Origin of the sequence: Candidatus Symbiopectobacterium sp. 'North America', assembly GCF_015762685.1 — a bacterium.
Classification (GTDB): Bacteria; Pseudomonadota; Gammaproteobacteria; order Enterobacterales; family Enterobacteriaceae; genus Symbiopectobacterium.
In genome coordinates this window covers 38,621-49,387 of the sequence record NZ_PEHF01000014.1, presented here as the reverse complement: position 1 = coordinate 49,387, position 10,767 = coordinate 38,621, and the positions used below count along the sequence as shown (strand labels likewise).

Below are 10,767 nucleotides of genomic sequence, written 5' to 3'. Positions count from 1 at the left end.
AAAGCCGCGCCATTCAAGGCGTCGTGCTATTTCAGGCTATGCAGAAATGATCACTCCCCCACAGGATACTCATGTAAAACGGCGAGTGGTTATTACTGTAGGAATAGCCCACATAGCAATGCCCCGCGGCAATAAACAACACATGGATAACCGGACGAGATGCCTTTTCATACGGCAGCAGAATGCCATTTTCCTTCAGGGCCGCGCGCAAAGGCACGGTGAACTTGCGGCAAAACTTCAGCAATTCTTTGCTTTCATTGGTGTCCGGTACTTCAACGCGCAGTTCTCCAGCCCGTTCAATCGCACCAGTCAGCATGCCGACGATCGGGGTAATGCGATCTTCCGGCGGCAAATCTCGCAACAGCTCACCGCACACGAACCATTGACGGGCAAAAACCAGCGTATCAAACGGCAATGTTTTGATTAAACGATCGGCATCTTCATGCTGATAGCATTCATATATCACATAGCCACAGTTTTCTTTAACCCTGGTGAAGCCAAAAACCTCGTGTGCGGTGGCTTTTTCCGTTATCTCTGCCGCACACTCTTTTTCGAAACCGGGGCGGCAATATAAAATTACCTTATTCATTACTTTTCGCCTTTCTTGTCAGGCGCAGCACGCCAATCAACATCAAAACCCATCCGGTCAGGAAGAAGAGACCGCCAACCGACGTGACAAACGCCCAAAACCGCAGGTGCGACAGCGCCAGACAATAAAGACTGCCGCTAAACAGCACGGTGCCAAGCGCCAACACAATGCTGCTCCAATAAAACCACAGATTACGGCGCTGGCGCATCAATACCGACAGCGCCAGAATCGCCAGCGTATGAAACGCCTGATATTCAAGCCCCGTTTTTAGCCAGGCCATTTCGGCTGCGCCCAGCGATTTGCTGAGCAAATGCGTACCAAAGGCACCCAACGCTACAAACACAAACCCGCTGATCGCGGAAAACATCAGCATAAAACGACTGTTCATCGTATTTTCCACAGTAAATCGAATCAAATACTACCCGAACACCACATATCAACGTGCGGCGTTGTCATAGCGGAAACGAAACTTCTCTTGCTCGCTTGCCGCGCGCGCCAAAATCCAGTGGCGAAAGGCGGCTATTTTACCCAGTTCAGCCTGACTGTCATGACAAACCAGATAAAAAGCATTTTTACTGACCAATACGTCGTTAAACGGGCACACTAACCGGCCCGCTTCAATCTCGGTCTGGGCCATCACGTTATTTGCCAAAGCGACCCCCTGTCCGTGGATCGCCGCCTGCAACACCATCGCACTGTGACTGAAAATCGGCCCTTGCTGCACGTTGATCTGCACACCAAGCTGCCGGGTGTAGGCCAACCAGTCGCGACGAGACGCATCATGCAACAGGGTATGCCCTACCAGATCCTGCGGGGTTTTAAGCGGATGCTTGCCCGTTAGCAATACCGGAGAACAGACAGGCAACAGATACTCAGCATAAAGCTTTTCAACGCGCAATCCATGCCAGTTGCCGCGCCCGTAAAAAATCGCCACATCCACATCATCTGACAGGCGATCTTCCTGGCGATCTACCGCCTGAATTCGCACATCAATCCCCGGAAACTCCGCATTGAAACTCGATAATCGCGGTACCAGCCAATGGATAGCGAAGCTGGGCAACAGGCTGACCGTCAATGCCCCTTTGGCACTGCGTGACTGTAACTTGCGCGTCGCCTCATTGAGTGAAGAGAAGATCTCTTTTATATTAAGATAGTAGCTTTGCCCCTCTTCCGTCAGCAGCAAAGAGCGATTGCGGCGACGAAACAGCTTGAGCCCCAAAAAATCTTCTAATGACTTGATTTGATGACTGACAGCAGCCTGTGTGACAAACAGTTCCTCCGCCGCTTTGGTGAAGCTGAGGTGGCGGGCGGCAGAATCAAATACACGCAACGCATTGAGCGGAGGGAGTCGCTTTGACATAGGGTAATGTTCTTCTTTTTCCTAAGAGGTGCACGGAGGCAGCACCGTTCCAGCCATTAGTTTTTTTTATCCGAGACATTATAATTTATCCGTTGAGGATGCACCAGCAAATACCTATATTAGCGCCACTTCCTTGAGCCGGAACGAAAGGTGAGGCAGGCGTTTCCTGAAGTGCTCTTGGTTTGTGGTTGTGATGTTGTGTTTGCTATTATTGTCTGCTTTTCAGACATGGTGGCCGAGGCTACCTTTCACTTACTGTACATTTACCCTGTCTGTCCATAGTGATTTTTATGTGGCACCGCTTTTTAGCGGTGCTTTTTTTTGCCTGACAGGCGGCAAATCTCCGTGTGCCAGAAATGACAATTCCCGCGCTGCCATTTCTTGCCTTACCGAATGGGTAAGCAAGAAATGGCAGTGCGGGAATCGAGACACAGGTTACACCCGAGGAAAACTATTTGGCTTCCACCATTTCCTTCAGGTTATCACTGTTGATCTGCTGCTCGTGACCGTAGGCATCGACGTAACTGATCATTCCGGTGTCCTCATCCACTTTCGGTTTCCCTTCAGCGACAATGGTGCGCCCGTCGTTGGTATGCAGCACATAATTACTCGAACAGGTAATCAAAGAGAGTGTAGCCATCGCAATGGCAATAATTGCTATTTTATTCTTCATAGTGTACTCCAAGTAAATTTTTAGGTTACTTATTTCGCTATTGCCGAACGATAGTTCGGTTTATCAACAGTGTTAAGACTAGCAAAATCATTTCAATATGCGTTTAAGGATCGTCCTAAAACTTGTTTCCCCGTAAAAAATGCGACAGGATCGTCTGCCAGAAGAGGAACACCATGACAGCATTCAATCCCGCAACCTTTCGTAATGATTTCCCTGCACTCGCACGATCCGGCGTTTATCTGGACAGCGCGGCGACGGCGCTCAAACCCCAGCCGGTCATTGATGCAATCTCGCAGTATTACACCACCGAGACCGGCAACGTGCACCGCAGCCAACATGCTCACGCACAGCAGGTGACAGCGCGATTCGAGCAGGTTCGATGCTCGGTAGCCGCCCTGCTTAACGCCGACGATCCGCGTTGCATCGTGTGGACTCGCGGAACGACAGAAGCCATTAATCTGGTGGCACAAAGCTATGCACGCCCTCGTTTGCAGACGGGTGATGAAATCATCGTCAGCGAAGCGGAGCACCATGCCAACCTCATTCCCTGGCTGATGGTGGCACAGCAAACAGGTGCGCGCGTCGTCAAGCTGCCGATTGGCGCGGATGCACGGCCTAAACTGGAAGCATTAGCCGACCTGATCACCCCACGCACGCGCCTGCTGGCACTGGGCCAGATGTCTAATGTGACAGGGGGCCAACCCGATCTGGCGAAAGCGATCGCGTTGGCGCATCAGACAGGTGCCGTAGTGATGATCGACGGCGCGCAAGGCATTGTGCACTGCGCACCAGATGTACATGCGCTGGATATCGATTTTTACGCCTTCTCCGGCCACAAACTTTTTGGCCCGACCGGTATTGGCGTGTTGTACGGCAAGGCCGACCTGCTGGAATTCATACCGCCCTGGCAGGGTGGGGGGAAAATGATGAGCGCGGTCTCTTTTGATGGGTTTACACCGCAGGCCATTCCTCAGCGATTTGAAGCGGGCACCCCCGCTATTGCCGAAGTGCTTGGGTTAGGGGCTGCGCTGACATGGATGCAAGGCTATGACTGGCGGGCTGCGGAGCAATATAGCCTAGGGTTGGCCCAGTTGGCTGAACAGCAGTTGGCACGTTTCTCCGGTTTTCGCTCACTGCGCAGTCCCAAAGCGACCATCCTGTCGTTTACCCTGACCGATGTACATCCGAACGATCTGGCAACGCTTCTTGCAGAGCAGCAGATTGCCGTTCGCGCCGGACACCATTGCGCTCAACCGTTATTCGCGGCACTTGGATTCGATGGCGCAGTACGCGCCTCTTTCGCGCCGTATAATAACGAGCATGATGTCACCGCGCTGGTGACGGCGGTTGGCAATGCGTTGGATTTACTGCGAGATTGATTGACGAACAATGGAACTGGCCTACACCATGACAGAGCACACCGCTCACCCTTTTGGCCATGCCATCACGGCAGAGACCTTACAGCACACCTTCGATGCCTGCCGCTCGTGGGAAGAGCGTTATCGGCAATTGATCCTGCTGGCTAAACAGCTTCCAGCCCTGCCGGAGGCGTTGAAAAACGACACCATAGCTCTGTCCGGCTGTGAAAATCGCGTGTGGTTAGGCTATGAGAAACAGCAGGATGGCCGATTGCACTTTTACGGTGACAGCGACGGGCGAATCGTGCGCGGTTTGCTGGCTGTATTGCTCACTGCGGTAGAAGGCAAACAGGCTGCCGATTTGCTAGGACAAGATCCATTGTCCCTGTTTGACCAGCTCGGCCTGCGCGCGCAGCTCAGCGCCTCACGCGCCAGCGGGTTGTCCGCGCTGGCACGGCGTATTCAAGCCATAGCCGCACAGGCTTAGCCTATTATCCTCTGAAAAAGAGCGTAAAACGGCATTATTTTTAATTCTTTGAATTAGTTGACGTTATAACGCGTAAAAAATAACGCTGAGGGGAACGAGACCACAGGGTGAGCGGCAGGATGCCGCGAAAGTCAGCGCCGCGTCTGGAACGCGTCGCTGGCGGCCCGTTAGTGGGCTTGGGCCCCGAAGGCACCGCGTAAGCGGCGTTATTTCCCGCGAAAAGCCAGGGGCCACGGGGCGAGGGCGATTGAGCGCCCCGTGTCAGGCGCGTGCGATGTACGGTGCAAATAACCGCGTGGGTTAACGCGCACGAAACACTCACTGCACCAACAAAAAGACTGGGTCTAAACGTTTGGGGGCTTCCTCAGCACCTACGCAGCGATTTTCGTACCGCTCAGGAACCAACCTGCTGTGCTTCGCGCGCCGCCTTCGCCATCATTTTCTTTAACACGTGGGATACCGCAACAAAACCAAAGGTCGCGGTCACCATGGTGGCAGCCCCAAAACCGGAGGCGCAATCCATACGTTTTACCCCTTCCGCTGTGCTGCGCGATGTGCACACCGAGCCATCGGCCTGCGGGTACACCAGCGGCTCATCGGAAAATACGCAGTCAATGCCCAAGCGGCCTTTGCTGTTCTTGACCACGTTGAAATCATGTTTAAGCCGCTCGCGCAGCTTGGCCGCCAGCGGATCCTGAATGGTTTTGGCGAGATCCACCACGCTGATGCATGCCGGATCGATTTGCCCGCCTGCCCCGCCAGTCGTCACCACCGGAATTTTATAACGGCGACAGTACGCCAGCAGCGCTGCTTTCGGGCGCACGCTGTCAATCGCATCAATCACATAGCTGAAGCCACGGTTGAGATACTCCGCCACGTTATCCACCGTGACAAAATCATCCACGCAGGTGACCTGACATTCAGGGTTAATGGCACGGATACGCTCCGCCATCACTTCCGTTTTGGCCTGCCCGGTATGTTCGCGCAGCGCGTGAATCTGCCGGTTGGTGTTGCTGACACAGACGTCATCCATATCAATCAGCGTAATCGCACCAATACCGGTACGCGCCAGCGCCTCTGCGGCCCAGGAACCCACGCCGCCAATGCCGATAACGCACACATGCGCCTGTGCGAACAGCGCCAGCGCCTGCTGACCGTATAACCGCGCTGTGCCGCCGAAGCGTTGCAGATAGGCTTCGGATAACGTACCACTCATGACCACCAACCCTTAACTCTGATAACCGCTGTAAAAAAACAGGCCCGATCATAAAGCGATCGAACCTGTTGCGCTACTGGTGTGATGAAAATCAGGCTACAGCTACGTCCACCAGGCAGCTCATGGCATTCGGTCCCTGCGTGAGCGGTGAGGTGCCAATATCCAGCGTCAGCACGTTGGCATTGCCGGACTGCTCCACCGCGTGCCACTCTTTTTGACCGAAACCCGGCTCGAACCAGGCACCGGTAGACATGATCACTACGCCAGGAGCCACCCCTTCGGTCACGCGGACACCGGCATAAATGCGAACACGTGCGTTAAAGACTTCCACCTGCTGCTCATCAACAATGCCGCTCGCGTTGGCATCTTGCGGGTGCATGTAGAGCGTCTCTTTCCCTGCGGTTTTATTCGCCGCCACCTGCGGTGTTGCGGCCAGTTGGCTATGCAACCGATCCGATGGCTGAATGGAAATAAAATGCAGCGGCCAGCGTTCTGCGGTTTCGGCTCCGAGCCACTCGACAGGCGGACGCCATTCTGGGTGCGGGGCGAAATCCTCATAGCCGTAACGGGCGATAGTATCGCTGTACAGTTCAATCTTGCCGCTCGGCGTTTGCAGCGGATGCTGTTCAGGGCTATTGCGGAACGCATCAAAGAACACAAACGGTTTCTCACCCTGTGGCACATCCAGATGCCCGCGCTGCCAAAACTGGTCAAACTCAGGCCATTCCACGCCCTGCTGACGCCCACGGCACTCCTCATACAGCGCTTCCAGCCATGCCTGCTCATCACGTCCCTGGGTAAAGGCATCGCCATAACCCAGTCGTTCCGCCAACTCCCTGAAAATATCATAGTCATTGCGCGCCTGATGCATGGCGAACAGATGGCGATCGCTCGACGATCCGCCCAGATCGTTACGTTCAAGCGTGGTGGTCACGGGCAGCACGATGTCGGCCATCTGCGCCGCGGGCGTCCACACGATATCCTGTACGATAACCGTTTCGGGCTTGCGCCAGCCTTCAACCAGACGGTTAAGCTGCTGGTGATGGTGAAACGGATTGCCACCGGCCCAGTGAATCAGATGGATTTCGGGGTAACGATGGGTTTCGCCCTTGAAAGTATAGGGTTGGCCGGGATTCAGCAGCATATCGGCAATACGCGCCACCGGAATGGCACGCCCTGGGTTCTTCACCGAGGGGGATTCTGGCGCAGGCGATGCGATACGCTCATTGCCAACACCGTTCATGGAACCGTGACCAAAGGAGAAACCGCTGCCCGGCAGGCCAATCTGGCCCAACATAGCCGACAGCGCGATCATCATCCAATACGGCTGCTCTCCGCGATGGGCACGCTGCACCGAATAGGCACAGGTGATAAAACTGCGCACGCCAATCAGTTGTAGCGCCAGACGACGAATGCGCTCGGCGGGAATGCCGGTGATGGCGCTGGCCCACTCCGGCGTTTTCGGTGTGCCATCGCGTTCACCGGTCAGATAGTGGCGTAACGCATCATAGCCCACGCAATAACGCCGCAGAAAATCGGTGTCATCCGCGCCCAGTCGCTGAATTTCGTAACCGAGTGCCAGCATCAACGCCACATCGGTATTTGGACGAATCGGGATCCACTCAGCACCGAAAAATGCTGGACAGTCGTCGCGCATCGGACTGATGTTGATAACCGGGATCTTTTTCTCAGCCAGTTGGCGCAATGCAGGTTCCAGACTGTGATATCCCGCCCCACCGGAAGCCACCTGCGCGTTTTTCAGCGCCAATCCGCCAAACGCGAGGAAAATGTTGCAGTGTTCTAACACGCTGCGCAACTCAGTTACCTTGCCGGTTAGCGGCTGAAAGGTACCAATAACGTAGGGCAAAAAGAATTGCGCCGCACCCCAGCTGTAATTTCCCTGTTGATCAACGGCACCACCGCCGGAGAAATAGAAACGTCGCACCTGCGAACGCGCCCCGCAGAAGACCAACCGTAGGATCCGGCGAACAAGCCGTCCGCCCCGTAACGCTCGCGCACACGCCGGTTCTCCTGCGCCACCAGATCGAGCGCGACATTCCAGTTTACCTCAACAAAATCTTCTTTGCCGCGCAGCGCACCATCGCTGTTTTCACTCTTTTGTAACCAGGAACGACGCACAGCCGGGCGGCGGATACGTTTGTTGGAATAGACCAGCGGCACGATAGAATTAAGCATCGCGGAGGGGGCCGGATCGCTGGCAAACGGCTCGCAGCGGATCAGTTTTCCGTCCTCCACGACGGCGGTAAAAGCGCCCCAATGCGCCAGATGTGGATAACGCTGAATAGCCATTCGCAACCTCAATACTTTTTCGTGTCACCCTGGATAGCGCGACAACGCAGGCCTGGTAAGAAACAACGCCAAAATATGGCGTTAAAAAAGCGTAAAAATAGTGTCGTAAAAAACAATACCACAGTTATAAAAGAAATACCCCAGACACTTCAAGTACGCGGGTTATGCGGAATATAGCTTTGCTTATGCAGATTTAAACGTTTGTTTAAAACGCACGTTAGGATAGGATTTAACCGCAATAAGCCCAGTCGAAAAGTTTGCCTCAGCAACGGACTGTAATTGATTCGCCACCACGCGAAATAATAAATAATCAATTATTTTAGTTATCTTTTATTGAATAGCAGATACCAAAACCAGGAATTCATGATGACTCGCACACTGACAATCCCTTTATTTATGACCCGATGTTAATTTCCTGATAGTGATTTATCGATCGCCGTGATTACCGCACTTTTCCTCTGAATAGCGCGTCGAATTGTTACGCTGTCAGGCTGGTATATCAGCGAAAAAAACGCTCACAAAAAACCGCATAATCGACAGGGATAATATCCCTGAAAAATACGGATAAATACCATGAAACATAAAGCGATATTATCTGCGCTGATAATGGTAACCTCATTATTCAGTCTGCCGGGGTTAGCCGATACGGCAACTCCGCAACCGGGTGTTACCCCACAACGCGGCGGCACGCTCAACTTTCTGGCCGAGCCCGAACCTCCAGTCCTGACCAGTCTGGTCAGCACCAGCGGTGCGGTGATGAAGGTTAACGCCAAAGTGATCGAAGGGTTGCTGGATTACGATTTCAACATGAACCCGGTGCCGCAACTGGCGACTAGCTGGTCTGTCAGCCCGGATGGCAAAGACTTCACCTCCGCGGATGTCGCCTTCTCCATTCTCACCGTGAAGCAATATAACTCCCGGGGTAAAGGCACGTTTGCCAACGTCACTGAGGTAAAAACGCCCGATCCTTATACCGCTATCATCGAGCTATCACAGCCTGCGCCCTACTTGCTGAGTGCGTTTTCGGCTAACGAAGCGCCTATGGTGCCCAAGCATCTCTATGAAGGCACCAATATTCTCTCCAACCCGCACAACACCGCACCGATCGGTACTGGCCCGTTTGTGTTTAAAGAGTGGGTACGCGGCAGCCATATTCTGTATGAGCGCAACCCGAACTACTGGGATCAGCCCAAGCCTTATATCGATCGTTTAGTGGTAAAAATCATTCCTGATGCCGCCACGCGCACCATTGCCTTGGAAACTGGCGCGCTGGATCTGGGCAGTGATACGCCTATCCCGATGAGTGAAATTGAGCGCATCAAGAAGAACCCGAAACTGGGCATTGAAACCCGCGGTTATGGCTACAGTCCGACGCAAACCCGTATCGAGTTCAACCTGGATAACCCGTACCTGAAAAACCTTAAGGTTCGTCAGGCGATCGCGCACAGCATCAATCTCGACGTGCTGAAAAAAGTGGTGTGGTATGGCTATGCCTCGAACTCTCCCACAGGGATTACGCCGGAACTGACGCAGTTCCACGACAGCACGCCGTCACCGTACAATTTCGATATCGCCAAGGCAAACAAACTGCTGGATGAAGCGGGCTTCCCGCGTCAGGCCAACGGTATTTGCTTCCAACTGGTACACGATTTTATGCCTTACGGCGACAGCTTTAAACGCGTCGCTGAATACCTGAAATCCGCGTTGGCTAAAGTGGATATTGACGTCACCATCCGCTCACAAGACTTCGCCACCTTTGTTAAACGGGTCTATACCGACCGCGACTTTGACTTCAACAACGGCTCCATTTCCAACCTGTTCGATCCGGCGGTTGGCGTGCAGCGTCTCTACTGGTCTAAAACCTACTCACCGGGCGTTCCGTTTGGTAATGGCTCGCACTACAGTAACCCGGAAGTAGACCGTCTGCTGGAGCAGGCTGCCGTTGAGACCGATCCGGCGAAACGTGTGGAGTTGTACAAACAGTTCCAACGCATCATAGCTACCGAGATCCCGGACCTGAACCTGTTGCAGATCAACCGACTGACTATCTACAACAAACACGTCCACGGCTTTATCAACGGCATTCAAGGTGTTAATGGCAGCCTGGCTGACGTTTGGATTGAACAGTAAGTAATACGACAGTCCCGCGACGGCGGGACTGTGTTTTTTTGATAGAGGTAGGACGATGAACAGATTGCAACGCACGCTATTACATGCGCTGCCCACGACGCTCGGCATCGTGATCGTGGTCGGGATCGCGCTGGGCGCAGTGATGGCGGTATGGGCAGGGAAATGGCCTGACCGTGTGCTGTTGCTGCTGGCACTGCTGCTCTACTCCACGCCGGGGTTCTGGATCGGGTTGATGACGCTGATTCTGTTCTCCGTGCAGCTTGATTGGCTGCCGAGCGGCGGCAACATCACCATCGGTGCCGAGCTCACTGGCTGTGCCTACGTCGCGGATATGCTGCGTCACGCTATTTTTCCGGTGCTGGCATTGAGCAGCTTTTTCATTGCGATTTACGCTCGCTTAACCCGCGTGGCGATGCTGGAAATCGCCCAGCAAGATTTTATACGCACCGCCCATGCCAAAGGCCTTACACCGTGGTTTGTCACCGTACGCCACATTCTGCGCTGCGCGTTGCTGCCGATCACGACCGTTGCAGGTATGCACTTTGGCAACCTGCTTGGCGGCGCTGCCGTGGTTGAAACCGTATTCAGTTGGCCTCGGTCGGCTGGCGCTGTAAGCGCTGATGGCACGTGATTTTAACGTGCTG

Annotated in this window: 8 protein-coding genes and 2 pseudogenes; 4 read left to right on the top strand and 6 right to left on the bottom strand. The window is 53.9% G+C overall.

All coding sequences use genetic code 11. The features are described 5' to 3' along the window. Positions 1-64: 64 nt before the first annotated feature. The 4 genes and pseudogenes from rlmM to CS369_RS03145 all read right to left on the bottom strand — a co-directional run. Positions 65-589: pseudogene (rlmM, locus tag CS369_RS03160) on the bottom strand (23S rRNA (cytidine(2498)-2'-O)-methyltransferase RlmM); the annotation flags it as partial. Next, positions 582-977, bottom strand: a complete 396-nt coding sequence (locus tag CS369_RS03155) for a DUF423 domain-containing protein (RefSeq protein ID WP_196905946.1) — start codon at positions 975-977, stop codon at positions 582-584. The gene CS369_RS03155 and the pseudogene rlmM, both read right to left, overlap by 8 nt. A 48-nt stretch (positions 978-1,025) precedes the next feature. Next, complete coding sequence (locus CS369_RS03150) at positions 1,026-1,949, bottom strand: transcriptional regulator GcvA (protein WP_196905945.1); 924 nt, start codon at positions 1,947-1,949, stop codon at positions 1,026-1,028. Between the two features lie 451 nt (positions 1,950-2,400). Next, positions 2,401-2,622 (bottom strand): YgdI/YgdR family lipoprotein, encoded by a 222-nt coding sequence (locus CS369_RS03145; RefSeq protein WP_196905944.1) that lies wholly within the window; start codon positions 2,620-2,622, stop codon positions 2,401-2,403. Between the two features lie 173 nt (positions 2,623-2,795). Here CS369_RS03145 and csdA point away from each other — a divergent pair, with 173 nt between their 5' ends. Both csdA and csdE read left to right on the top strand, forming a co-directional pair. Beyond that, positions 2,796-4,001, top strand: a complete 1,206-nt coding sequence (gene csdA / locus CS369_RS03140; RefSeq protein ID WP_196905943.1) for a cysteine desulfurase CsdA — start codon at positions 2,796-2,798, stop codon at positions 3,999-4,001. A gap of 10 nt (positions 4,002-4,011) precedes the next feature. Then, complete coding sequence (csdE, locus tag CS369_RS03135) at positions 4,012-4,467, top strand: cysteine desulfurase sulfur acceptor subunit CsdE (protein ID WP_374191024.1); 456 nt, start codon at positions 4,012-4,014, stop codon at positions 4,465-4,467. A 394-nt stretch (positions 4,468-4,861) separates the two neighbouring features. Here csdE and tcdA read toward each other — a convergent pair whose 3' ends face one another. Further along, a complete protein-coding gene (gene tcdA / locus CS369_RS03130; protein WP_196905942.1) occupies positions 4,862-5,683 on the bottom strand; it encodes a tRNA cyclic N6-threonylcarbamoyladenosine(37) synthase TcdA in 822 nt (273 codons plus the stop codon). 91 nt (positions 5,684-5,774) lie between these two features. Continuing rightward, positions 5,775-7,993 (bottom strand): annotated as a pseudogene (locus tag CS369_RS03125) (molybdopterin-dependent oxidoreductase). A 573-nt stretch (positions 7,994-8,566) separates the two neighbouring features. Between CS369_RS03125 and CS369_RS03120 the strand changes: the two are divergent. Together CS369_RS03120 and CS369_RS03115 are read left to right on the top strand one after the other, a co-directional pair. Further along, positions 8,567-10,123, top strand: coding sequence for an ABC transporter substrate-binding protein (locus tag CS369_RS03120; RefSeq protein ID WP_196905941.1), 1,557 nt, complete (start codon positions 8,567-8,569; stop codon positions 10,121-10,123). Between the two features lie 55 nt (positions 10,124-10,178). Beyond that, a complete protein-coding gene (locus tag CS369_RS03115; protein ID WP_244664747.1) occupies positions 10,179-10,754 on the top strand; it encodes an ABC transporter permease in 576 nt (191 codons plus the stop codon). The last annotated feature ends 13 nt before the right edge of the window (positions 10,755-10,767 follow it).

What these genes read in the sequence shown, in the direction of transcription:
- csdA (WP_196905943.1), top strand. Translation starts at nt 2,796, where the DNA reads ATGACAGCATTCAATCCCGCAACCTTTCGTAATGATTTCCCTGCACTC.
- csdE (WP_374191024.1), top strand. Translation starts at nt 4,012, where the DNA reads ATGGAACTGGCCTACACCATGACAGAGCACACCGCTCACCCTTTTGGC.
- CS369_RS03150 (WP_196905945.1), bottom strand. Translation starts at nt 1,949, where the DNA reads ATGTCAAAGCGACTCCCTCCGCTCAATGCGTTGCGTGTATTTGATTCT.
- CS369_RS03120 (WP_196905941.1), top strand. Translation starts at nt 8,567, where the DNA reads ATGAAACATAAAGCGATATTATCTGCGCTGATAATGGTAACCTCATTA.
- CS369_RS03145 (WP_196905944.1), bottom strand. Translation starts at nt 2,622, where the DNA reads ATGAAGAATAAAATAGCAATTATTGCCATTGCGATGGCTACACTCTCT.
- tcdA (WP_196905942.1), bottom strand. Translation starts at nt 5,683, where the DNA reads ATGAGTGGTACGTTATCCGAAGCCTATCTGCAACGCTTCGGCGGCACA.
- CS369_RS03155 (WP_196905946.1), bottom strand. Translation starts at nt 977, where the DNA reads ATGAACAGTCGTTTTATGCTGATGTTTTCCGCGATCAGCGGGTTTGTG.
- CS369_RS03115 (WP_244664747.1), top strand. Translation starts at nt 10,179, where the DNA reads ATGAACAGATTGCAACGCACGCTATTACATGCGCTGCCCACGACGCTC.